The 21,620-nt window shown below is 64.4% G+C and carries 26 protein-coding genes; 12 read left to right on the forward strand and 14 right to left on the reverse strand.

Annotation, left to right across the window (positions count from 1 at the left end):
* Window positions 1-76: 76 nt before the first annotated feature.
* From ACW5IY_RS13560 to ACW5IY_RS13605, 10 genes are all read right to left on the reverse strand, one after another.
* Window positions 77-385: a VirB3 family type IV secretion system protein gene (locus tag ACW5IY_RS13560; RefSeq protein WP_100049996.1), complete on the reverse strand. Its 309-nt coding sequence runs from the start codon at window positions 383-385 to the stop codon at window positions 77-79.
* Complete coding sequence (locus tag ACW5IY_RS13565) at window positions 378-788, reverse strand: TrbC/VirB2 family protein (protein WP_049436633.1); 411 nt, start codon at window positions 786-788, stop codon at window positions 378-380. Before ACW5IY_RS13565 ends, ACW5IY_RS13560 begins: the two co-directional genes overlap by 8 nt.
* Before the next feature lie 73 nt (window positions 789-861).
* Window positions 862-1,845, reverse strand: a complete 984-nt coding sequence (locus tag ACW5IY_RS13570; protein WP_054172018.1) for a lytic transglycosylase domain-containing protein — start codon at window positions 1,843-1,845, stop codon at window positions 862-864.
* 3 nt (window positions 1,846-1,848) lie between these two features.
* A complete protein-coding gene (virB11, locus tag ACW5IY_RS13575) occupies window positions 1,849-2,892 on the reverse strand; it encodes a P-type DNA transfer ATPase VirB11 (protein ID WP_049398229.1) in 1,044 nt (347 codons plus the stop codon).
* A 14-nt stretch (window positions 2,893-2,906) separates the two neighbouring features.
* Entirely contained in the window at window positions 2,907-4,172 is a 1,266-nt protein-coding gene (locus tag ACW5IY_RS13580; RefSeq protein ID WP_049436635.1) for a TrbI/VirB10 family protein, read from the reverse strand.
* The gene (locus ACW5IY_RS13585; RefSeq protein WP_049436636.1) at window positions 4,169-4,948 is read right to left on the reverse strand and encodes a TrbG/VirB9 family P-type conjugative transfer protein; all 780 of its coding nucleotides are present in this window, start codon (window positions 4,946-4,948) and stop codon (window positions 4,169-4,171) included. Before ACW5IY_RS13585 ends, ACW5IY_RS13580 begins: the two co-directional genes overlap by 4 nt.
* Window positions 4,945-6,000, reverse strand: a complete 1,056-nt coding sequence (locus ACW5IY_RS13590) for a VirB8 family type IV secretion system protein (RefSeq protein ID WP_049436637.1) — start codon at window positions 5,998-6,000, stop codon at window positions 4,945-4,947. Before ACW5IY_RS13590 ends, ACW5IY_RS13585 begins: the two co-directional genes overlap by 4 nt.
* An 89-nt stretch (window positions 6,001-6,089) precedes the next feature.
* Complete coding sequence (locus tag ACW5IY_RS13595) at window positions 6,090-6,536, reverse strand: hypothetical protein (RefSeq protein ID WP_010484845.1); 447 nt, start codon at window positions 6,534-6,536, stop codon at window positions 6,090-6,092.
* 427 nt (window positions 6,537-6,963) lie between these two features.
* On the reverse strand, window positions 6,964-8,643 hold the full coding sequence (locus tag ACW5IY_RS13600) for a type IV secretory system conjugative DNA transfer family protein (protein ID WP_049436638.1): 1,680 nt from the start codon (window positions 8,641-8,643) through the stop codon (window positions 6,964-6,966).
* A gap of 36 nt (window positions 8,644-8,679) precedes the next feature.
* On the reverse strand, window positions 8,680-8,937 hold the full coding sequence (locus ACW5IY_RS13605; protein ID WP_029379975.1) for a hypothetical protein: 258 nt from the start codon (window positions 8,935-8,937) through the stop codon (window positions 8,680-8,682).
* A gap of 234 nt (window positions 8,938-9,171) precedes the next feature.
* On the opposite strand from ACW5IY_RS13605, the gene ACW5IY_RS13610 reads away from it, so the two are divergent.
* Window positions 9,172-10,380 (forward strand): MFS transporter, encoded by a 1,209-nt coding sequence (locus ACW5IY_RS13610; RefSeq protein WP_049436639.1) that lies wholly within the window; start codon window positions 9,172-9,174, stop codon window positions 10,378-10,380.
* A gap of 16 nt (window positions 10,381-10,396) precedes the next feature.
* Here ACW5IY_RS13610 and ACW5IY_RS13615 read toward each other — a convergent pair whose 3' ends face one another.
* Complete coding sequence (locus tag ACW5IY_RS13615) at window positions 10,397-10,876, reverse strand: MerR family transcriptional regulator (protein ID WP_049436640.1); 480 nt, start codon at window positions 10,874-10,876, stop codon at window positions 10,397-10,399.
* A gap of 89 nt (window positions 10,877-10,965) precedes the next feature.
* Here ACW5IY_RS13615 and ACW5IY_RS13620 point away from each other — a divergent pair, with 89 nt between their 5' ends.
* From ACW5IY_RS13620 to ACW5IY_RS13635, 4 genes are all read left to right on the forward strand, one after another.
* Window positions 10,966-12,204, forward strand: a complete 1,239-nt coding sequence (locus tag ACW5IY_RS13620) for an NADH:flavin oxidoreductase/NADH oxidase family protein (RefSeq protein ID WP_049436641.1) — start codon at window positions 10,966-10,968, stop codon at window positions 12,202-12,204.
* A 94-nt stretch (window positions 12,205-12,298) separates the two neighbouring features.
* Window positions 12,299-12,775, forward strand: a complete 477-nt coding sequence (locus ACW5IY_RS13625) for a hypothetical protein (RefSeq protein ID WP_049436771.1) — start codon at window positions 12,299-12,301, stop codon at window positions 12,773-12,775.
* A gap of 103 nt (window positions 12,776-12,878) precedes the next feature.
* Entirely contained in the window at window positions 12,879-13,148 is a 270-nt protein-coding gene (locus ACW5IY_RS13630) for a hypothetical protein (protein WP_049436642.1), read from the forward strand.
* A gap of 125 nt (window positions 13,149-13,273) precedes the next feature.
* Window positions 13,274-13,519, forward strand: coding sequence for a hypothetical protein (locus ACW5IY_RS13635; RefSeq protein WP_049436643.1), 246 nt, complete (start codon window positions 13,274-13,276; stop codon window positions 13,517-13,519).
* 44 nt (window positions 13,520-13,563) lie between these two features.
* Here the strand turns inward: ACW5IY_RS13635 and ACW5IY_RS13640 are convergent, their stop codons facing one another.
* Window positions 13,564-15,093, reverse strand: a complete 1,530-nt coding sequence (locus ACW5IY_RS13640; RefSeq protein WP_049436644.1) for an FAD-dependent monooxygenase — start codon at window positions 15,091-15,093, stop codon at window positions 13,564-13,566.
* Window positions 15,094-15,175: 82 nt separating this feature from the next.
* On the opposite strand from ACW5IY_RS13640, the gene ACW5IY_RS13645 reads away from it, so the two are divergent.
* Complete coding sequence (locus tag ACW5IY_RS13645; protein ID WP_049436645.1) at window positions 15,176-15,820, forward strand: TetR/AcrR family transcriptional regulator; 645 nt, start codon at window positions 15,176-15,178, stop codon at window positions 15,818-15,820.
* Between the two features lie 203 nt (window positions 15,821-16,023).
* Here ACW5IY_RS13645 and ACW5IY_RS13650 read toward each other — a convergent pair whose 3' ends face one another.
* Window positions 16,024-16,248: a hypothetical protein gene (locus ACW5IY_RS13650; RefSeq protein ID WP_152906275.1), complete on the reverse strand. Its 225-nt coding sequence runs from the start codon at window positions 16,246-16,248 to the stop codon at window positions 16,024-16,026.
* A gap of 73 nt (window positions 16,249-16,321) precedes the next feature.
* Window positions 16,322-16,858: a helix-turn-helix domain-containing protein gene (locus ACW5IY_RS13655; protein WP_049436647.1), complete on the reverse strand. Its 537-nt coding sequence runs from the start codon at window positions 16,856-16,858 to the stop codon at window positions 16,322-16,324.
* 160 nt (window positions 16,859-17,018) lie between these two features.
* Between ACW5IY_RS13655 and ACW5IY_RS13660 the strand changes: the two genes are divergently transcribed.
* From ACW5IY_RS13660 to ACW5IY_RS13685, 6 genes are all read left to right on the forward strand, one after another.
* Window positions 17,019-17,369, forward strand: coding sequence for a helix-turn-helix domain-containing protein (locus ACW5IY_RS13660; RefSeq protein ID WP_100049995.1), 351 nt, complete (start codon window positions 17,019-17,021; stop codon window positions 17,367-17,369).
* A 65-nt stretch (window positions 17,370-17,434) separates the two neighbouring features.
* Window positions 17,435-17,878 (forward strand): hypothetical protein, encoded by a 444-nt coding sequence (locus ACW5IY_RS13665; RefSeq protein ID WP_049436648.1) that lies wholly within the window; start codon window positions 17,435-17,437, stop codon window positions 17,876-17,878.
* Between the two features lie 14 nt (window positions 17,879-17,892).
* Window positions 17,893-19,869, forward strand: coding sequence for a transposase domain-containing protein (locus tag ACW5IY_RS13670; protein ID WP_457326776.1), 1,977 nt, complete (start codon window positions 17,893-17,895; stop codon window positions 19,867-19,869).
* Window positions 19,869-21,095: an AAA family ATPase gene (locus tag ACW5IY_RS13675; RefSeq protein WP_100049994.1), complete on the forward strand. Its 1,227-nt coding sequence runs from the start codon at window positions 19,869-19,871 to the stop codon at window positions 21,093-21,095. Before ACW5IY_RS13670 ends, ACW5IY_RS13675 begins: the two co-directional genes overlap by 1 nt.
* A complete protein-coding gene (locus ACW5IY_RS13680; protein ID WP_049436651.1) occupies window positions 21,092-21,325 on the forward strand; it encodes a hypothetical protein in 234 nt (77 codons plus the stop codon). The genes ACW5IY_RS13675 and ACW5IY_RS13680 overlap by 4 nt, the downstream gene beginning before the upstream one ends.
* The gene (locus ACW5IY_RS13685) at window positions 21,322-21,612 is read left to right on the forward strand and encodes a hypothetical protein (RefSeq protein ID WP_049436652.1); all 291 of its coding nucleotides are present in this window, start codon (window positions 21,322-21,324) and stop codon (window positions 21,610-21,612) included. The genes ACW5IY_RS13680 and ACW5IY_RS13685 overlap by 4 nt, the downstream gene beginning before the upstream one ends.
* The last annotated feature ends 8 nt before the right edge of the window (window positions 21,613-21,620 follow it).

Genomic DNA, 21,620 nt, shown 5'->3' on the forward strand with positions numbered 1-21,620 from the left:
TGCTTCCAAAGAGGTACTGCCAAGGAGTTTCAAGAGACCTGGCGGGCGCGGACGCCCGCCAGGCCGGATCCGGACCTCAATCCATTCGGGCCGGCTTGTCGCGGTAATGGTTGGGGTTGAACACCCACATGCCATCGTGTTCCTGCACGTTGCGCACCTTCAGCTTGAACATCAGGCGCAGGCCCAGTAGCCGGAAGATCATTTCGTCACGCTTGGCCATGTGCCGCATGATGAAGACCGCCACCGGAATGGTGAGCAGGAACCAGAAGTTCGTGTACATGCTGAGCAGCAACAACCCACCTGCCACCATGAAAAATGGCAGGTAGGGGACGCCCAGGAACATCGCTGGACGCGTGCAGCCGCGGAACACGACGTTCTTATGCACTGTAGTACTGGATCACGTGGTTGATCAGGTAGGAGGTGCTGGTGCCACCACCGCACTTGCCGTCGCTGCCATCACCCAGCAGCATGCGCGCGATCTGGCCGGCGGCGCCGATCAGCACGCCACCGATCAGGATCGGGGCGACGTCAGCGATGCGCTTGTGCGCGAAGGCGATCTGATAACCGGCGAAGATCACCGCGATGGTGACCACGGCAATCGAGGCGATGTTCAGCAGGCCGTTGATGTTGTTGAAGAAGCCGCAGACCTTCTTGTCGGTGCCGCCGAAGTCGGTAGCACCGTTGGCGAAGACCTGCGGGGCGAACAGTGCGCCAACGAAGAGCGTGGCCATCAGCAGGGTTTTCAGCGTGCGCTGGGCCTGGACGAGGTCGAGATTGGATCGCTTCATGGATTGATTTCCTTGTTGATGGACTAACACAACTGAATCGGCCAGCCGGGGGACTGGCCGTACCACGACTTCGTCAGAACACGAAGGCCGCATCCCCTGCGGGAATCTGCTGCACCGGAGCGGCCTGCGCCGGTGCGTTGTATGAATTGCCATTGCCGGCCACCGGCAGATTCCGCTCGCTCCAGGGTCGCAACATCACCGGCCCCTCATTGCTTGCGCCGGCAGCACCCGGCAACTGCTGCGGCATGGCCATCGCCTGTGCGCCGCCCTGCTGAGGCAGCTGCTGCGGCATGCCAGGGGCGTGTTGCTGCGGATAGGCGGCGCCTTGGATCTGCTGTGCCTGCGGTTGCATCATCCGGTCCACCGAACCCAGCACCACCTTCGACAGCGCCTGGTCGGCGATGTTCAGCAGGCTGCCCCGCGCCATCGCACCGGTAGATGGGTACACGACATAGGCACGCGCCGGGTCTTCGGAGGGCACGTACACCGGACCACTCGACTGCGCAACGATGCGCGCCTGCGCCGGAGAGGCCAGCTGCGGATGATGCTCGACCTTTACGCTGCGGCGTTCGCCACGGCTGACCACGTCGATCGGCGCAGCCCCATTGCTGGCAAGCTGCTGCCCGCGGCGCATCGAGTCATAGACCTTCTGCACGTAGCCGTGACGGAAACCGGTCTCGAAATTGCCCGAGTAGTAGCAGCTGAACGACTTGCCCCAGTCACCACCGGAGCGCTTGTAGCACTCGGCCAGGATGCGCGAGCCCGCCTGCAGGTTCGGGCACTGCTGGAAGGCCTTCTCGTAGGAATCCAGGCCGTACTTGCCGAGGTTGTAGCGGTTGACCTGGGCCAGCCCGATGGAAAAGTTGTAGCCCTTCTCTTCCAGCATGCGCACCGTCGCCAGCGCTTCGTCCAATGCCTTGGGCTGGCGCACAAGCGCTCCGCCGACCACGCCGATGGCGTAGGGATTGCGCGACGATTCCACGTTGATGACATGTTGCATCACGTCCATCGATACGGCCATCTCCGGGCACGCCATCATTTCCAGTCCTGGCAGCATCCTTCAGCCCTCCTGCCCCTGGGCACGCCCAGGATTGAAGTCGATGCCGGTGATGTAGCGCGAACCGGCATGCGCCTTGATATGCACAACGATGTCGATGGTCATCATCAACAGTCGCTTGATCACGTTGAATTCCAGGCCCGAACCTTCGGTGGAGGCCTTCACCATGAGGGCCAACTGGTCCCAGGTCTGCTCCGGACTGCCCGCATGGCAGCTGGTGATCGAACCCGGGTGGCCCGATGCGCAGTTGCGGATGAAGTAGAACGCCTCGTCACCGCGCAGCTCGGCAAGGATGATGCGTTCGGGCTTCATGCGCAGGCAGGCTTCCATGCAGCTCTTTGCGCTGACGTTGCTGGTGCTCTGCCCACCCTTGGAGTACAGCAGGTGCACCACATTGGGTTGGGTCAGAAACAGCTCGCGTGCGTCCTCGATCGTGACCAGGCGTTCGTTGTCGGGGATATGATTGACCAGCGCTTTCATGAATGTGGTCTTGCCGCTACCGGTCGCACCGGATACCACGATGTTCTTGCGGTACATCACCGCGCGCCGGAAGAACTCGGCGTACTCGCGCTGCTGGCGCAGTTCCAGCAACTCTCGATCCTGCTCGCTGATGCTGCCATCGCTTTCCAGGATCTGATTGAAGAAGCCGTCTTCGTGATACTGGCTGAGCGACTTGGTGTGCTTGGACGGCAAACGGATGGTGATCGACACCTTCCCAGCGTCACACGCCGGCGGAATCACGAACTGCGCACGCTGGCCGGTGGGGAACGTGAGCGACACGACCGGATCGGCATCGGTGATGCGCTGGCCGGTGTTGCTCTCGTTCACCACAGCCGTGCAGAACTGCCGGGCCCGCTCGAAGGTCAGGCCCGGCACATCCACCCGCTGCCACCCCGCCCGGGTTTCCAGGTACAGCTCACCGGGACGGTTGATGCAGATTTCCGTCACCTCCGGCGAGGTCATGTACTCGGCAATGCCCAGCACTTCGTATTGATAGCGCAGGAAATCGCTGGAGACGAGGGCGAGGGGTGACACTTCAGCGTCCATGATCGTTCGTTGGGTTACCGGCGGGGGTGCAGCACGCTCGTGAAGTCGACGTCCTTGGCGACGTACACATTCACGATGGTGCCTTGGTTGATGGTCACGGTCGGCGGGCGACGCTGGCTGAGCGACTCGTTGGCCAAGCGCTCCATGGTGCGCGCCGTGGCGCTCTCATAAGGCGACTGGATGGTCATGCCGTTGTTGGCCACCGTGGTGGTTTCCGGGCCATGTTCGGCGGCGGCGTACTTGAACGCGTCGGCCAACAGGCTGATCATCAGCGCCGAGGCGATACGGCTACCCCAGTGAGCGCTGTACTGGCCCGGATGGCCTGCGCCACCCAACTGATCAACGCCCGGGCTGGACATCGCCACGTCGATGCCATTCGGAGTGGTGATGCGGTCCCAGATCACTTCCACCCGCTTGCCGGTGGGACCACCGCCGTAGGCACCATAGATCTTGGAGCCCTTCGGCAGCAGCAGATTACGGCCGTTGATCGAGTACACCGGCTCTGTCACCAGGCACGAGGTGTAGCCCGCGATGTCGGTGATGATGCGGGTTTCCAGCACGCAGCGCAGATAGGTGCCACGCACCAGCAGCGCATCGGGGCTGCGGATGTAGCTGGCGTTGGACACGTCATCCACGTCGGGGCCACGGCGCACGCGCGCGGGCGCTGCATTCTGCTGGCCGCCCATCATCTGGGCCTGCAGGCGCAGCGTGCGGGTCAACTCGTCTTCCTGCCCTCCCTGCCCTTCGCTGCCAGTGCCGTCGCCGGCGCCAACGAAACCATTCCCCGATGCCCCCATCCGGCGCTCAGCGAGCGTCGGACCGCGCGGTGCTTCACGCTCGCTCATGTTGAACGCAGGTTCCGCACGGGTCGGCTCAGAAGGCGGCGGCAACATCGGAATCGGGTCAACCGGCTGCATCGCCTGGGCCGGACCCGGATCGGTCTGGACAGCATCCGGCAGCGTTGGCGTGCTCGCGCGCGCGACATCCGGCACCTTCGGCGCATCGTCCTTGTCCTGGCCCTTGCGGAACAACAGGAAGCCCATCGCCACCAGCAGCACCACGATACCGCCCAGGAACAGCAGCGCCTTGCGGTTCAGCCGCTGCTCTTCGGCCGAGCGCAGCTGCGGCGCGGCCGCATCCAGATCCGGCGCAGGCTCGGCCTGGGTGGTGCCGAAGTACGGGTTCGACTGCGCGTCCGGGGCACCTTGTGCACCATAGGGGCTCTGGCTCTCGTCGCGTCCGTTGTTCGGGTCGTTTCCGGGAGTGTTCTGCTGGCTCATTTCTTCACGTTCCTTCGCAGGCCGACGACGAAGTCGCCGTGGCGGATGACCAGGTACGGGTAGGTCCCGTGCACGATCAGCGTATTGCCTTCAACCGTGGTGTTGACCACGAAGTCTTCACCGTATTCCGTTTCACGACCGAACACGGCCGGGAAGATGCCGGTCTTGTACTCCGGCGAGTTCGGTAGCTTCAGGTAGGTGAAGCGGCTGTCGTCGTAGGCGTTGACCGGGATCAGCCAGCCCATCTTCTTCGCCCTGCTGGTCGAATAGGAGTAGTTGAAGTTGTACTGGCGATCCTTGGCCAGCTCAGAGCTCAACAGCGGCTTGGCCTCTTCCTCGACCGCTTCCTGGGCGACGCCGAACACGGTGTCGTTCGGATAGACGAAGGCGATCTTGTACTGCACGCCTGCCCGGCGGGCCTGTTCCAGCTGGCGCCAGTCGGTGGCCACCACTTTCAGTTCGAAGATGTAGGAATGGGTCTCGGTGCGCACCATCATGTTGGTGTCGACGTCGACGTTCTTCGGCTTGAGATAGAACACGTTCTCGCGGCGCGTCAGCTCCCAGCCACTGCTGAAGCCGGTGCTGTAGTCGAGGATCTTCTCGTTCGGGCTCAACTCGATCTGGGTGGTCAGGCCCAGGCCGGTGCGAACCGGATAGATGCGGTCCTTCTCGTACTCGTAGTGGTCCACCGCCTGCGCCATCGCCGCTGTTGAAAACAACAGCGACAACATCGACAGCAGCGCCAGCGCGCTTCCCCTGATATTTCGACTACTCATCGGTTGCTTGCTCCATCAGCAGTTCCGGTGGAATTGTTCTGCGCCGGCCTCATGGCCGGCTGTCCGGGCATGGCTTGCCCCGGCGTTACTTGCCCCTGCACCGGCTGACCCGGCATGGGTTGACCCGGTACGGGCTGGCCCGGTATCGGCTGGCCCGGCACCTGGCCGTTGACCGGAGCCGCAACCGGTTGGCCGGTGGCAGGATCGATCATCGTGGCCGCAGCCGGATTGTTCGGATCGTAGACGCCCTGTGCCTGCTGCGCGGCCTGTGCGGCCTGCTGCGCCTGCGCCTGCATGGCGCCGTCATCCGGCACCGGGACGCCACGGGAATAGTCGTTGTCGACGCGATACTCGGTGACCTGGAAGGCCAGCGGATTGAGGATACGATCCTGCTCGGACAGCGCGAGGTTCTGGTTGTAGCCGAAGCGCATCGTCACCAGCTGATTGTCCAGGTAGGTGGCAACGCCAGTGCGCTTGTCCAGCAGGCTGCGCTGGATGCGCACCGACGCACCGCGGAAGCTGCCGTTCGGTTCGGCGCCCAGCGGCGTGATGCTGAGGATCTTGACCCGGATGGCGCGCTCGCGGCCATACATCACGAACGGGTTCTGCGGGTTGTTGCCGGCATATCGCACGCGCATGGACTGCGCCACCGGATCGGTGGACATCACGAACACCAGCTCCCAGTCGCGCAGGCCCATTACCGCCGAGTCGTACGATTCACGTGCCAGCACGTACTGGGCCACGTTGCTGCGATTGATCGCTTCGTTGCTGGTGATCGTCTCGCCCTGGAAGGTGCCACTCAGGCGCGCGACGGTCGCGGTACCCGTGTAGGCGTCGGCCATCACCAGGAACGGCACCTTCTCCTTCAGCGGCAGCATGTAGTAGTAGCCGCCCGCCAGTGCGAGCGACATCAGCAACGAGCCTGTGGCGACCCACCACGCGCGCCGCTCGCTGCGACGCGCCATATCGGCCACGGTGATCTCGTAGCTGACCGCCTTGGCGACCGACTGCTCGACCTTGGGACTGTTGCCGGGATCCTTCTTGCGGAACATGGATTCTTCCGTACTGCTGAAACATCAATGGGCATGGAGCCCCTGCGACAGGCGCGGGGAGCAGCACGTTCGATGGTTTCGAGGTGGACTCAGGTGCCGCTGTTGGAATCAGCGCCCTGCGCCGACGCGGTGGGCGTCGAGCCAGCGCTCTGCACAACGATCTGGTTGCCAACAATGGAGACGGAGATGCCTTGCGCCGAATACGCCGAAGTCAGATCGATCACAGCCTGCTGCGCGTTGGTGGTATCGATCTTCGAGACCGCGCCATACAGCGTGAAGTCCGAATTGAGGCGGTAATCCAGCGTCCGGCCTGAATCCTTGGCCCAGCGCTCGAGCATGGCTTTGAGCGTGCCATCCATCGGCGAGGCCTGGTAGACGTAGCTGGAGTACAGCGGGATCTCGGTCGTCGCCACAGCAAAGCGGTTGACCGGCTTCCAGCGCCCACCGAAATCGGGGGCGGACTTGGTGGCACACCCTGCCACCATCAGCGCCGCGACTGCGGCGATGGAGATTTTCGCGATAAACGCCTGATTCATACGGGCTTCACTTTGACGTACGAAAAAGCAGTCCCGAACGTTGGTTCCCTGGTCGTCCGGCGCTGCATGGCGCACGCCGGAATCGGGGAGACGCGCTGGCATGCAGCACACCTGCCCCGGCTCCCCTGCAGCCCGAAAGCTGCCAACCAGGTCGCGGGGCCGCCAGACGTTGCCGACGACACACCCGCACACCCTCACCAACGTCGAAACCATCCTTGTTTCCATGGCACAAACTCCTGGCCACCCTGCGTTACAACTTTTGCCATCCAGCACACACTTCTGGATGACGAACACAGAGTTACACAACCACGCGTCAATTCCATGTCAGACAAGTCTGAAAATCTATGAACAGATGCCGAATTTTTGACTACGTTCACGGTTTCACGTTAGTGAATATGAATCCACGTCACAAATTTAGCGACGTGAATTAGACGTTAAGCATCGGAACGTCGACCTTCGGCAGCAGCCTCGACGTGAAATAGCGATCCTTGTAATAGCGGATCTTGTCGCACTTCACCGGATGCGGTATGCCCTCGTAGAGGAATACTTCCTTGTCCGGCCCCATCGCCTTCAGCTCCTGAGGCAGCATCAGTGCGCGCCGCTCCTCGGTGAAGTTGTGGGTCTTCTCGCGGGCATGGGTGACGTTCTTCTTGCGGATGGTGGTGTAGCCCAGCATGTCCGAGTAGTCGTTGGCGTCCTGCTGCTCGCGCGGCGCGTACAGGATCTGCAGCGCGTGGTTGGTGATGATCGTGCGTGACACTTCCCGTCCGTAGGTGGCATCAAGCTGGGACATGCTCTGGATGATCGGCAGCAGGCGGATGTTGTAACCGGCCATGTAGGACACCGCCGAGGCGATGATCTCGACCTTGCCGATCGAGGTGAATTCGTCCATCAGCAACAGGCACTGGTACTTCAGGTCCGGGTTGGACTTGGGCAGTTCCTTGGTGTTGAGGTTGATCAGCTGGCTGAAGAACAGGTTGATGATCAGCCGGCTCTCGGCCAGCTTGTTCGGCTGGATGCCGATGTAGATGGTCATCTTCTTCCTGCGCACGTCGGTAAGCAGGAAGTCGTTGCTGCTGGTGGCCTTGTCCAGCACGGGGTTGATCCAGGGATTGAGCGGCTCTTTGAAGGTGCCGAGGATCGAAGCGAAGGTCTCGTCGGCCTGGGACAGCATGTTGGCGAACGCCGAACGCGCGTTGGCGCTGAGGAACGACCGCTCCGACAAAGCCTTGAGGTACTTCTTCAGGTCGGTGCCGTCGCCCGATGACAACCGGTAGACAGCGCCCAGCGTGGGCGTGCCCGAACCGCCCGGGAATCCGCTGCTGCGCTCGTCGTCCCAGTTCTCGAACAGATACAGGGTGAAGGCCATGAACGCGTTGCGCGCCTGGCTGACCCAGAATTTCTGGTCCTCGGCCCCATCCGGATACAGCATCGCGGCAATGCTCATCAGGTCCGAAACCCGGAACGCCGGATCATCGGACACATAGCTGAGCGGGTTCCAGCGGTGCGTGCGCCGATCTTCGGCGAAGGGATTGAACAGGTAGATCTCCTGGCCCTGGCTGGCGCGCCAGCCACTGGTCAGGTCGAAGTTCTCCTGCTTGATGTCGAGCACCACCAGCGATTCGCCGTACTCCAGCAGGTTCGGGATGACCACGCCCACGCCCTTGCCTGAACGGGTGGGTGCCGCAAGGATCACGAACTGCTGGCCGTCCAGCCGCACCAGCTTGCCGCCATGGCTGCCGACCACGATGCTCTGGCCGGTCTTCTTGAACATGCCGTGCTTGGACAGGTCGGCGCCGGTGGCGAAACGCGCGTCGCCATGCAGCGAGCGCTTGTCCTTCTTCAGCAGCAGCACCAGGCCGGTCACCAGCAGGGCCAGCAGCGGCAGACCGAAGCCCACGTAACCAGCCCATTTGATCTTGCCCACGAAGGGCGCGACCTGTGGCTGGTCCAGCGCATTGAAGTACTGGTAATAGGTGTTCCAAGTGAACAGCTTGGTATCCAGGCCCAGGAACAACAACGTCAGGTAGCCGGAAAACACGAAACCAAGCAGCAGGGTCGCCAGCGTGATGATGGCGATGAGCAGATACTTCTTACTGGGCAACACCCGAATCCTCCATGATGCGCACAAGGGCGCGACGGCCTAGCGGCGGCGCCAGCGCGACGCCTTCTTCCGCAGGTGGTTTTCGTTCTCCAGCCCGGGCTCTTCACCCTCTTCACGCACCCGTTGCAACAGCAGTTGGCGCGCTTCGGCCAGTGATACCAGGTCGGTCAGACGATCCCCATCGTCGGCGACGACCGCATGGCCGACCACATCGCCCGGAGCGTACACCGGCGCGTAGGACACCGCTACCAGCTGATAGCGGCCACGCGTCTCCAGCACATGCCTGAACTCCTGCATCGACATCCTCCTTGTTCCAGCATTCCACAGCCCCTGCACGCCCATCATGCCGACCGCCGTGTCGTCATCACATGCAGGAGTCCGGCAACAGGGGGCCGCACGCGCTGCAGCACCGAGCCCGTGCCCGGCGTGCCGCAATCCCATCGATCAAACACTGATTTGCCCCCGGCGTGGCTGCTGCTGTTGCGGTGCAGCAGTACAATGGCTGGCTCCCCGCCCCCATCGCGCCCCCGCATGAGCCCCAACGCTTCCCTGGCTGCGCGGCTGACGCCCCGTCAGCGCACCTTGATCATTCTTGCCCTGTCCCTGGGCGGCTTCGCCATCGGCACCAGTGAATTTGCCAGCATGGGCCTGATGCTTGAGATCAGCCGCGGCCTGTCGATTTCCGAAACCCAGGTCGGCCACCTGATCAGCGCCTACGCCATCGGCGTGGTGGTCGGCGCGCCGATCCTCGCCTTCGTCGGCGCCAGCTTCCCGCGCCGCAAGCTGCTGCTGGCGCTGATGGGCTTCTATGCTGTCGGCAATCTGGCCAGCGCACTGGCACCGAACTACGGCACGATGCTGATCGCGCGTTTCGTCGCCGGCCTGCCGCATGGCGCCTATTTCGGCGTGGCGATGCTGGTGGCGGCTGCGATCAGCCCGGCCGGCCAGCGCGGCCAGGCGATGTCGCGGGTGCTGCTGGGCCTGTCGATTGCGATCCTGGTCGGCAATCCGCTGACCACCTGGCTGGGCCAGCAGCTGAGCTGGCGCACCGCCTTTGCCCTGGTCAGCCTGCTGGCCATCGCCACCGTGGCGATGATCGCGCGCTTCCTGCTGCCGGACCCGGACGAAGTGCGCACTTCGCCGATGCGCGAACTGCGCGCCTTCAACACCACCCAGGTGTGGCTGGCACTGGCAATCGGCGCCGTTGGCTTCGCTGGCATGTTCTGCGTGTTCACCTACCTGGCGCCGACCCTGGTGCAGGTCACCGGCGTAGCCGAATCCTGGATGCCGCTGGCGGTGGGCGTGTTCGGCATCGGCGCGATCATCGGCAACATCGCCGGTGGATGGCTGGTCGACAAGTTCCACTTCAAGGCCGCCGCCGTGGTGCTGCTGTGGTCGATCGTGATGCTGCTGCTGTACCCGCTGGCCGCGCAGTCGGTGTGGACCATCGGCCCGATGATCATCACCGTCGGCACCATGGGCGCACTGGCAGCCGTACTGCAGACGCGCCTGATGGACGTGGCCGGCGAAGCACAGACGCTGGCCGCCGCCTCCAACCACGCCGCCTTCAATACCGCCAATGCACTCGGCCCGTGGCTGGGCGGCATGGCAATCAGCGCCGGCTTCAGCCCGGCCAGCACCGGCTATGTCGGTGCGGCCACTGCGATCGGCGGCCTGCTGCTGTGGTGCGTGGCAGTGATGCTGGACAGGAAGCGCAAGGCCACCGCCGGCAACCACTGAACACGGCGCCGGCTCGTCAGTCGCTGCCCACGCGGCGGCGGCGTCCCGGCCGCAGCAACGCTGTATCGCCGGCCACCAGCGTCGGTCGCGCCAACTCACCGCGCTGTACGCGGTCCAGCACCCGCCGCGAGTTGGCCGCGCAGTCGATGCCCTCCGGCCGTGCCTGGATGTCCTCGATCAGGGCCAGCAGGTGGGCCCGACTCTGTGCCAGCCGCAACTGCAGCGCTTCGATGTCGGCCACCTTCTGCTGCAGCATCGTGATCAATGCGTCGTGCTGCCACTGGCCCATGTCTGGCGGCAGCAGGGCGCGTATCTCCTCCAGGCTGAAGCCGGCGCGCTGCGCACCGGTAATCAGCTCCAGCAACAGCACCACCTGCTCCGGGTAGTCGCGGTAGCCGTTGGCCTGCCGCTGGACCACCAGCAACCCGGCCTCTTCGTAGAAGCGGATGCGCGACGCCGCCAGGCCCGTGCGGCGGGCCAGCTCACCGATCTTCATCTGCCTGAATCCTGGACATTGGAACACATTGACCTTCAATCAAACTTGAAGGTTAGCGTAGCGCCATTCCCCTGTCCTGGAGCTGTCCGATGTCGCTGTTCTCGCCCCTGGCACTACCCTCCGGTGCCGTCATCCGCAACCGCATCGCCAAGGCGGCGATGGAGGAAAACATGGCCGACGCCGACCACGCCCCCTCCGAAGCGCTGCTGCAGTTGTACCAGCGCTGGGCCGACGGCGGCGCCGGATTGATCATCACTGGCAACGTGATGGTCGATGGACGTGCCATGACCGGGCCGGGCGGCGTGGTACTGGAAGACGATCGTCACCTCGACCGCTTCACCGCCTGGGCGGACACTGCCCGCTCACGGGGCGCGCAGATGTGGATGCAGATCAATCACCCGGGGCGGCAGATGCCGGCCGCACTCGGCCAACCCGCGCTCGCGCCGTCAGCCGTTGCTTTGCAGATGGGCGCGCTGTCCAAGCAGTTCGCGCCGCCGAAGGCGATGACCGAGGACGACATCGACGCGGTGATCGCGCGCTTCATCCGCAGTGCCGAGCTGGCCGAGCGCGCGGGTTTCAGCGGGGTGGAGATCCATGCCGCGCACGGCTACCTGCTCAGCCAGTTCCTGTCGCCGCTGTCGAACCGCCGCGATGACCGCTGGGGTGGCAGCCTGCACAACCGTGCGCGCCTGCTGCTGGAGATCGTGCAGGGTGTGCGCGCGGCTGTGGCGCCCACCTTCGTGGTGGCGGTGAAGCTCAACTCCGCCGACTTCCAGCGCGGCGGCTTCTCGCCCGAGGACGCGCGCGCCGTGGTGGAGATGCTGGCGCCCCTCGGCGTGGATCTGGTCGAACTGTCCGGCGGCAGCTATGAAGCACCGGCCATGACCGGCGCCGCACGCGACGAACGCAGCGTGGCCCGCGAAGCGTACTTCCTCGAATTCGCACGCGAGATCGCCACGGTGGCAACGATGCCGCTGATGGTCACCGGCGGCATCCGCCGCCGCGAAGTGGCAGAACAGGTGCTGGCCAGCGGCGTGGCCATGGTCGGCATCGCCACCGCGCTGGCGATCGAGCCGGATCTGCCGCAGCACTGGCAGCAGGGCCGCGACCCGGTGCCGACACTGCGCAACATCAACTGGCGCAGCAAGCCGCTGGCGGCCAGCGCGCACATGGCCGCAGTGAAGTATCAGCTGGGCCGGTTGAGCCGGCGCCGCCCCACCGCGCCCACGGTCTCACCAGTATGGGCACTGCTGCTGGCACAGGCGGCCGCAAAGTGTCGGACCCGCCGCTATCGGCGCTGGGTCGACGCCCGCGCCATCGCACATTGAGCCGCGCGGTCTTCTCATCACCGCAGCGATGCTCCACCATCTGCAGGGCCGGCGGCAGTTCGGCCGCCGGTCGCAGCATGGAGATGGAAGCCACGTGGCAGCAGGATCGACCAAGAACCGCGAGAAGCTGCTCGACGACCTGCTCTCGCTGGGCCGCAACTGGGCACTTGCCATCGCCATCGCCGGTGCCGGCGCGGCCGTCCACTACAACGAATCGGTCTACGAGGCCGGGCTCTGGCGTGGCCTGCTGCCCACGCTCTGCTTCCTGGTCGCGATCATCTGGATCGTGCTCAGCATCATCCGCTTCGACCTGACCATCCAGCAGCACTTCGAGCGCAAGCGCACGCGCTGGCTCAGCCGCCTGCTCTACGTCGTGCTGCTCGGTACCGGCATCACCGCCGTGTTCTTCGTGACCGAACTGGCGTCCAACAACCACATCGCAAGAATGTGCGACGCCGTGGCCAACGAACCGGCCAGCCGGATCCACAGGTCCGCCGAGTGCCAGCGCCTGTATCAGCATCGGGCGGCCTACCGGCAACGGCTGGAGTCGGCCGAGGGCGAGTTCGACTGAAGCCTGCGCCGGCTGCGCATCGCGTGCGCGAAAAACACATGGCGTGGATATGCGGTCGGGCACAGTGGCTGCGCCTCCCTTGCAGCGAACGAACGCCGCCGACATGCACCACCCGCCCGCCCCCGCCCGTCACGATGCCATCGCCCTTCAGGCCGGTGTACTCGGCAGTGTGCTGGGCGTGACGCTGTTCAAGGCGATCGCACTGTCCGCACCGGCCAGTGGATCCTTGATGGTGATCGGGCTGTGGCTGCTGGCCTGCGCGCTGCTGGCTGCCTGGGCACTGGCCGCCTGCCTGGCCTGCCTTGCGCTGAGCCGGCGCGTATTCGTGCTGATGCTGGCGCTGAGCATGATGCTGATGATCTGCGTCGCCTGACAGCAGCAGGCGCCGGACTATCGCGCATCTGTTACAGAATAACAAGTGTGATTGGACGGATTGCGCGCGCCCGTGGTCACAGATTTGAATGCCATGGCCAGCCCGGCACCACCCGAGACCTCCCCATGGACCTGCAGCCCCTGCTTCGCGCCTCCCTTACCGCCGTTGCCCTGGCCTCGCTCAGCGCCTGTGCCACCTATGACGACAGCAACATGCATCAGGCCTGCCAGGAGTCGCCGCATCTGAAGGACCTGCCGCGCGAAGTGGCTGCCCGCGAGAGCCGCTGCAACAAGAGCATGGAAGTGTGGTCGAGCGAGCGCAAGGGCAGTGACAGGCCGATCGACCTGAGCGGCAAGAAGAAGGATCTGTAACCGCACCCGGCGCAGCCCACATCGGCTGCGCCTCCGCGCTGCGGTCAGCCAGCCTCCGGCAGTCCGAACCCACGCTGCAACGCTTGATGCAACCCTGCCTCATCGCCTCCCGCATCACAGGCCCACGCAACAATTCCATCGGGCCTCACCAGTACCGCCCCCAGGCCCAGCGCATCGTCCACCGCCGAGGCAATGCGGATGAACGGCTGCCGCCAACGGTCGACGGGGTTGTACGAAGCGCCGTTCTCATCGAGCACAAGCAACACGCCCTGCCCCGTCCTCAGCACCTCTCCCATGCGGCGACCATCGGCCAGCAGGAAGTCCGGCACGCTGCGACCGACCAGTGGATGGCCATCGCCCAGATCGAGCTGCTGCGACACGCCCCATACCCGCTCGGCCAGATAGGTGGCGCCATCACGGGTGCCAGCCAGATCGGCCATCACCGCCGCCAACGCGCGCGAACCGGCTCCAGGACGCATCAATGCAACCTGCGCGCGCGACCAGTCCAGTACTTTGGCGCCCGTCGGATGCCGTTCCGCGTGATAGCTGTCCAGCAGCGCCACGCCGGCATCACCGCGTACCACCCTGGCCAGCTTCCAACCCAGGTTCATCGCATCGCCGATGCCCAGATTCAGGCCCTGCCCTCCCAACGGGGAATGCACGTGCGCAGCGTCGCCGGCCAGCAGCACGCGGCCGTTGCAATAGGCGCTGGCCTGGCGCGCGCCATCGGTCCAGGTGCTGTGCAGATGCAGTGCGGTGATGGTCACGTCGCGGGCAGACACACGCCGCAGCAGCGACTGCGCGTCGTCCAGCGCGAGAGGCTTTCGATGCCCGGCACCGCCATCGAAATCGGCAAGCGCGAGCACACCGGGTGGATTGAAATTGCACATTCCCTGCGCGGTGTACTGACGGCCCGGGGTCAGCATTCCGGGATCTTCCAGATCGACCTGCAGCGAATGACCGGTGAATTCGGGATCCGTGCCGATGAAACTGAAACCGCATTGCTTGCGCACTGTGCTGCGGCCTCCGTCACAACCTACCAGCCAGCGACCACGTACCGCCCCGTCAGCGGTCTCGATCTCCACTTCGCTGGCACCGGCGCGCACCGCCTGTACCGCACGCCCGCGTTCGATGCGCACACCCAGCGCAAACGCACGTTCGGCCAATACTGTTTCCAGGGCCTGCAGCTCCACCGCCATCTGGGTGCCCACTGGCGTCGGCAGGCGCCAGCTCCAGCGCGTGCGGTCGACGTCGTCCAACGCAAACGGAATGCCGGCGAAGTGGCCGCCCAACGCCCGCGGTTGCGCCAGCCAATGGGCGATGCCGGGCGGCGGCGCGCCCTTGTCGGGCTTGAGCACCTGTGTCGCGGCGACCGCGTCCAACAGGCCGCGCCGATCCAGTGCCTCCAGCGTGGGGGCGTTCAGGCCGCGCAGCCCGAATGGCAGGCGCTTCAACGGCGAGTCGGCGGACTCGGCCCTTTCCAGGACAAGCACTGAACACCCGGCCTGGGACAGTTCGCAGGACAGGAACAAGCCAACCGGGCCAGCACCGGCAATGACGACGTCGTACAGCATGGGGATTCCTCGTGAGCGCCGGGCCGGCGCTCTGGCAAGTCAAATGTTACACTCGGTGTACGTTTTCACAAGTTAGCCGCCCATGACCCCGCTCCCAGGCCGCCGCGAGCAGCGCAAAGCCGAGACCCGACAAGCGATTTCCGACGTCGCCACCGGGCTGATCATCGCGCGCGGCTTCGAGGCCGTGTCCATGTCCGAGATCGCCGAGGCTGCGGGGGTTTCACGCAAGACGGTCTTCAATTACTTCGCCAGCAAGGAAGACCTGGTCTTCGACCGCGACGAGGAAGCACGTGCACTGCTTCGCGAGGGCATGGCGGCGCGCACCGGCATGACCCCGCTGGCGGCCTTCCAGTCACTCGTGCGCGAGTTGCTGGAGGCTGGCCATCCACTGCTGCGCATCAATGCCGGCGCTGCCGCCTTCTGGGGCACCGTGGCGGAGAGCCCGGTACTGACCGCGCATGCCCGGCGCCTGCAGGCGCAGTTGACTGACGATCTGGCGCGATTGATGGCCGCCGCTGCCGGCCGGCCCGAACATGATGCCGAAGCGCGATTGGGCGCGGCCATGCTGCTGGCGTCAATGGTGGCGGCCTATGAGAAAGGATTGGCAAGCCAACTGCAGGGCAAGGACCCGCGCGAGGCCATGCTGCAGCTGATCGTGCGCGGCGCCACCGGGGTACTGGTGGCCTTGGCGGGCACCCCATATACGGACCCCTGTTGGGGGACTTAGAGATTGAGAACGGGGAAAAAACGGGATGAAACGGGATGAAATGGGACGAAAGCACCGTCTGGCAAGCGTTTCACCCGTCGAGTGACATCTATCGATAGATAGAGCTCGGTTTGCGAAACCAGCCCTATCTGACCCGATTGGACACCAGAAATGCAAAACGGCCGCCATCACTGGCGGCCGTTTGACTTGTGTTTAAAGGGGCTTCAACGGGCTGGCGGTCCATCGGGTGGATCGCAGATGTTCTGCAGACAGTCCTCCAGGCCCTTGAGCCTGACCAGCACCTGGTCGAGCTGCTCCTGGCTCAGATATTTGAGGGAAGGAACGCCGAGGCGGAGCAGATCCCGTTCAACTTCCCGCTGCCAACCGTAGCGGGCGGCGAGATCCTGGATCTCATAGCGCGCGCGAGCGCGACGCAGATGCACTGGCATTGCCAGCACCGGGTCCGAAAGCCTTGTCTCCCAATGATTCCGAGGGATCGCGTCCCGCAGAATCGCCCTCAATCTACCTACCAGTTGCCGCTGTTCCTGCATCCTTTGCCCCTGTAACGATCATCCCGACTGTCTGCCGGGCAAACGGCCTTACGTCCGCTTCCGGCAGTCCCTTTTCCAGCAGCTGAGCCAGCAGAACAAGCGCCTCGCCATACTGGGCCGGGGCCAGTGCAGCATCCGCGTCATCAAGCGCCTCCTGGAGCAGTTGCGCGGCGATCTTCACAGACGACTGGCTCACTACCTGAGACTGCCGCAAGTCATTGTTTTGACGCGGAATCGTGCCGGAATCCAGGCGTTCATCGCCTGAGCCCGTCAGCAGCCAATTGGCGTTCCAGCCGCGCCGGACAAGTGCGCCCAGCCCATCCGACCCGATCTCTCTGACGCCCCGCTCCCAGCGGCTGTACGTGGTCTTTGACACCCCCAATGCATGCGCCATTTCCGCCTGGGTTATCTGCGCCCGAACGGAAACGAGTCGCGCGCCAATTTGCGCCCATTCGGACTTCGCACTTTCATCGGGTGAAGCGCGAAAGGCTGCGGACGTGTCATTCATGGTTTCGCACTTCCCGTAAGTGTCTGTTTGTAAAGCTAAAAATCATTACGTTTTCCGTATGGGCGCAAAAAGGGAAGTGCGAAGTCCGATTGGACGTTGACACGCGTCCATTTGGACGTATGATCTGCGCCGTAGACATCACTCAACGGACAGATACGAAGTGTCAGCAACGACTACCCCGAGAAAAGCCAGTCCCGCCAAGGACTGGCATCCCGCCGATGTCGTAGCGGCGCTGCATCGCAAGGAAATCTCCCTGCGGCAGCTCGCACTACTGAACGGCTACACCAACGCTAACAGCCTCAATACAGCACTCCGCCGGCCGTACCCGCAGGCGGAGGCGCTGATCGCCGAGGCCCTTGGAAAGAAGCCCCAGGCCATCTGGCCCACCCGATACGACGCCGACGGTAAGCCGAACCGTGGCCCAGGGGGCCGCAAACCGCTGCTGCCCCCCGATGCAAAGCCTAGCAGCCTGCGGACAGGCCGCAATCCACAAATTGGCGCCCCGCAATGAACAGCGCCTCTATCTACCGCTTCCCCCCGGCGCACAGGCGCCCCCACCGAGCAGGAGACGCAAGGATGAATCGTCAGCCCAGCCAGCCCTATGACTTCTTCTTGACCCCACGCCCCTCGGCGCCGGTCAACGGCACCATGGATTACCGCAAGTCCGTCAGCATGCTGGTCGGCCAGATGCTGGAGGCCGCGCACGCAGCAGGTCTGGATCGGCACGAAGTAGCCGCACGCGCCAGTCGCCTGACTGGCCAGAACGTATCCAAGGCGATGCTCGACGGCTACACCGCGCCCAGCCGTGAAACGTTCAACATTCCGCTGTGGGTTGCCCCCGTGCTGGAAGTGATCTGCGGCGGGACGCTGCTCGCTGAGTGGCAGGCCCAGGTCATCGGTGGCCAGCTGCTGCTGGGCGCCGAAACCTTGGACGTTGAAATCGGCCGCGCCCACCGTGAGCGTGTGGTCGCAAGCCAGCGCCTGCGCCAGCTGCACCGCCTGAGCGTGAGGGCATCCTAATGGCGGACGGCAACATGTCCCCCCGTTCGATGCTGGACCTGGCCACCTTGGCCAGCAGCCTGGGCAAGACCAAGCGAGCCGTCGAGATCCGCGCAAAGCGTGAAGGCTGGGCGTTTGAGGAAAAGGCCACTCGCGGTGGTCGTCGCCGACTGTATGCCGTTGATGCGCTACCGCCAGACGTACAGGCCGCAGCTGTCATCGCGGGTCAGGTCAGCGAGACGCCGCAGCGGGCCGTGGCGGTTCGCCAGGCCAACGTCGATTCCATCGCGTCCGCATGGAAGCGCTACGAGGCCGTCCCGCAGCATTTGAAGGACGAAGCCGCACGCCGCCTGCGCGCCCTGCAGGCCGTTGAGGCGCTGCAGGCTGCGGGCCATCCTTTGATGGCAGCGCGTCAGATCGTCGCCAGCCAGATGCAGCGCGACCAAGTCGGCGGCGTGAGCGTGGCCAGCCTGGGTCGCTGGGCCGCGCTGGTGGCCAAAGCAGAGAAGCAGCACCGCCTGGCGCTGTTGGTGCCGGCATACGCCGCGACCAAGGCCAAGGCCGAGATTCACGCCGAGGCCTGGGATCTGTTCAAGGCCGACTATCTGCGGGTCGAGGCTCCGAGTGCGCAAAGCTGCTATGACCGGCTGCAGCGCATCGCCGCCACCAAGGATTGGCCCGCACTTCCGTGCGCCAAGACTTTCATCCGCCGTGTTGAGGCAGAACTGCCGCGCGCCGTCCTGGTGATGGCCCGCGAAGGCCAGGAGCGATTCAATCAGACGTTCCCGGCCCAGGAGCGCGACCGCAGCGTGTTCCACGCGCTGGAGGCAGTGAACAGCGACGGCCACAAGTTCGACGTGTTCGCACGTTGGCCGGACGGCACGGTTGCGCGCCCCATCATGGTGGGTGTCCAGGATCTCTACAGCGGCAAACTGCTGGGCTACCGCATCGCCGAAACCGAGTCGTCGGACCTTGCGCGCTTCGCGTTCCGTGACGTGATCGAGCGCTACGGCATTCCCGGCAAGGTCTGGCTGGATAACGGTCGCGGCTTCGCATCCAAGATGCTGACCGGCGGCACCGCAAATCGCTTCCGATTCAAGGTGAAAGAAGACGATCCGACCGGCCTCCTGACGGCAATGGGCTGCGAGATCCACTGGGCAACGCCGTATCACGGCCAGGCCAAGCCCATCGAGCGCGCCTGGCGTGACCTGTGCGACCGCGTTGCCAAGCACCCGGCATTCGCTGGCGCCTACACGGGTAACAAGCCCGACGCAAAGCCCGAGAACTACGGCAGCAAGGCCATTCCGCTGGATGAGTTCGTGCGTGTCCTGAATGAGGAAATCGCGGCCCACAACGCTCGCGAGGGCCGGCGCACTCGCACTGCTGCAGGCCGGAGCTTTGATTCCGCGTTTGAGTCCAGCTATGCGCAGTCCACGATCCGCAAGGCATCGCCTGAGCAGCTGCGGGAAATGCTCCTGTCCACGGACGTGGTCACCTGTGACCGCCGTGATAGCAGCGTTCGTCTGTCCGGCAATCGGTACTGGAGCGACGCCATCGCCCCGTTTGCAGGTCAAAAGGTGATGCTTCGCTTTGATCCCGAGCATCTGCACCAGGCTGTGCATGCGTACACCTTGGCCAACGTCTACATCGGCCAGCTGGACTGCATCGCCGCCGTTGGCTTCGCCGATACAGGCGCCGCCCGTGAACACGCCAGGGCAAAGAAGCAATACCGCCAGGCAACACGTAAGCAGCTGGACGCGGAGCGCCGGATGGAAGCGGCCAGCGTGGCCAACCAGCTGCCGTCGCCGCTGCCCGAATCGCTGCCGCCTGCAGGCGTGATCGCGCCGCTGTTCGGTCGTCGGCAGCCGCCGCGCGTACAGGAAGCCGAGCCCGCCGAACGGCTGCGCACCGGCACCGACGACAACGAAAGCGCGTTCGTGTCGCTGATGGATCGCATGCAGGCCCAGCAGCGCCGGAACAGCCTGTGGACCACGCCTGACGGGGAAGCCTGATGCAAAGCAACCCCGCCACCGGCTACCAGCGTCGGCAGGCCTACCTCCAGCGCATACGCAATGAAGGTTCGCACCCACTTCGCCACCAGGCACAAGCCCGTTTCAGATCCGGCGTAGACACCCGGACCAACCCGAAAGCGACAGCAGCAGGCGGTGGCATCGCCCGCCGCAGATCGAAGCTCGCCGCCCTCAAACGTCCGCCCCTTCCACCCGTTGCCCCGCTGCACCCGCACCAATCCAAGGAACCCAACACGATGAATCTGGCCGTCACCCCGATCACCCCCGAAGAATTGTCACCGGAGCAGCTCGCCGATCTGCGCGACCGTCTGCGCATCACCCTGGAAGAGGACAAGAACCTGAGCCAGGCCCGCTTGGCAAAGGAATCGGACATCAGCAGCGCCACGCTGTCGCAGTTCTTGGGCGGCACCTATGCGGGCAACCAGCAAAACGTGGCTCGCAAGCTGGCCGGTTGGCTCAATGTCCGCGATGAGCGCATCAGCAACGGCAAGCTGCCCGAAGGCCCCGAGTTCGTCACCACGCCGACCAGCGAGAAGCTGCGCGCTGTCCTTCAGTACGCCCACATGGCAGGCGACATTGCAGTGATCGCTGGCGGCGCGGGCCTGGGCAAGACCGTCACGAACAAGCGCTATGCAGCCGTGAGCCCGAACGTCTGGCACGTCGAATTGACCCCGGCCACTGGCGGCGTGCTTACCTGCCTGCAGGAGATTGCCGCAGTCATGGGCCTGCGCGACCTGGTTAACTCCGCCGCCTACATCCAGCGGGCCATCTTCCAGAAGGTGCGCAACACCAGCGGCCTGCTGATCCTGGATGAAGCACAGCACCTGACCGTGCAGGCGCTGGACATGGTCCGCGCCATCAACGATCAGACCAGCATCGGCCTTGTGCTGTGTGGCAATGATCGTGTCATCACGCAGATGACGGGCGGCAATCGCGCTCCGTTCCTTGATCGCCTGTATAGCCGGGTCGGCAAGCGACTGGTCATTCACAAGGTGGTCAAGGGTGACGCCGACGCGATCATTGACGCCTGGAACATCGCCGATGCCGGTTGCCGCGATCAGATCCGGCAGATTGCCGACCTTCCGGGCGCACTCCGCGTCCTGAACAAGGTGCTGCGCCTTGCCTCGATCTACTCGCAGGCCAAGAACGAGCGGATCTGCTGCGAGTCCATCCGCTACGCGGCCAAAGAACTGGGCGTGCTGGTGTGACCACGTCCATTTCCCATCTCACGGCCGACCTGGTGTCGGCTGTGGGCGGCATCGCCAGGCTGGCATCACCGGATGCACTGCCGGCGCGCTGCCTGATCGTCCAGCGCTGCTATGCGCTGGCCACCCCATTCGATTCGCTGACCATCGGCCAGTTGCTGCAGTGGAGCAATGAAGCCATCGCAAGCGCCGCTCAAACGGCACCAATCGACAACCAGGAGCGTCTCCCGTGACCACCACCGACAAGAACCGCACCGCCATCCAGCACCAGCTGACCGCCGCGCTGGAGGCCATCAATGCCCTGGCCGACAAGGGCCTCACGGCTCGTTCCGTCTCGATCACTGGCGCTCGGCCCGTGATCGTGATCGACCGCCCGCGCGGCGATTCGCTGGTGGGCGCCCAGCACATCCGCGAGCGCAAGGGCCAGCTGGTGACCCGCACGAAGATGGCGACCCCATTCCACGGCTGCCAGGTGGAGTGGGACGTGTGCCAATCCACCCCCACCAGTGGGCTGCATTGAGCAAGACA

This window comes from Stenotrophomonas sp. C-A (assembly GCF_054030835.1).

Coding starts and splice junctions, on each gene's coding strand:
- ACW5IY_RS13565 (WP_049436633.1), bottom strand. CDS start 788: ATGAAGCGATCCAATCTCGACCTCGTCCAGGCCCAGCGCACGCTGAAA.
- ACW5IY_RS13570 (WP_054172018.1), bottom strand. CDS start 1,845: ATGCTGCCAGGACTGGAAATGATGGCGTGCCCGGAGATGGCCGTATCG.
- virB11 (WP_049398229.1), bottom strand. CDS start 2,892: ATGGACGCTGAAGTGTCACCCCTCGCCCTCGTCTCCAGCGATTTCCTG.
- ACW5IY_RS13580 (WP_049436635.1), bottom strand. CDS start 4,172: ATGAGCCAGCAGAACACTCCCGGAAACGACCCGAACAACGGACGCGAC.
- ACW5IY_RS13585 (WP_049436636.1), bottom strand. CDS start 4,948: ATGAGTAGTCGAAATATCAGGGGAAGCGCGCTGGCGCTGCTGTCGATG.
- ACW5IY_RS13590 (WP_049436637.1), bottom strand. CDS start 6,000: ATGTTCCGCAAGAAGGATCCCGGCAACAGTCCCAAGGTCGAGCAGTCG.
- ACW5IY_RS13595 (WP_010484845.1), bottom strand. CDS start 6,536: ATGAATCAGGCGTTTATCGCGAAAATCTCCATCGCCGCAGTCGCGGCG.
- ACW5IY_RS13605 (WP_029379975.1), bottom strand. CDS start 8,937: ATGCAGGAGTTCAGGCATGTGCTGGAGACGCGTGGCCGCTATCAGCTG.
- ACW5IY_RS13610 (WP_049436639.1), top strand. CDS start 9,172: ATGAGCCCCAACGCTTCCCTGGCTGCGCGGCTGACGCCCCGTCAGCGC.
- ACW5IY_RS13615 (WP_049436640.1), bottom strand. CDS start 10,876: ATGAAGATCGGTGAGCTGGCCCGCCGCACGGGCCTGGCGGCGTCGCGC.
- ACW5IY_RS13620 (WP_049436641.1), top strand. CDS start 10,966: ATGTCGCTGTTCTCGCCCCTGGCACTACCCTCCGGTGCCGTCATCCGC.
- ACW5IY_RS13630 (WP_049436642.1), top strand. CDS start 12,879: ATGCACCACCCGCCCGCCCCCGCCCGTCACGATGCCATCGCCCTTCAG.
- ACW5IY_RS13635 (WP_049436643.1), top strand. CDS start 13,274: ATGGACCTGCAGCCCCTGCTTCGCGCCTCCCTTACCGCCGTTGCCCTG.
- ACW5IY_RS13640 (WP_049436644.1), bottom strand. CDS start 15,093: ATGCTGTACGACGTCGTCATTGCCGGTGCTGGCCCGGTTGGCTTGTTC.
- ACW5IY_RS13645 (WP_049436645.1), top strand. CDS start 15,176: ATGACCCCGCTCCCAGGCCGCCGCGAGCAGCGCAAAGCCGAGACCCGA.
- ACW5IY_RS13650 (WP_152906275.1), bottom strand. CDS start 16,248: ATGCCAGTGCATCTGCGTCGCGCTCGCGCGCGCTATGAGATCCAGGAT.
- ACW5IY_RS13655 (WP_049436647.1), bottom strand. CDS start 16,858: ATGAATGACACGTCCGCAGCCTTTCGCGCTTCACCCGATGAAAGTGCG.
- ACW5IY_RS13665 (WP_049436648.1), top strand. CDS start 17,435: ATGAATCGTCAGCCCAGCCAGCCCTATGACTTCTTCTTGACCCCACGC.
- ACW5IY_RS13670 (WP_457326776.1), top strand. CDS start 17,893: ATGTCCCCCCGTTCGATGCTGGACCTGGCCACCTTGGCCAGCAGCCTG.
- ACW5IY_RS13675 (WP_100049994.1), top strand. CDS start 19,869: ATGCAAAGCAACCCCGCCACCGGCTACCAGCGTCGGCAGGCCTACCTC.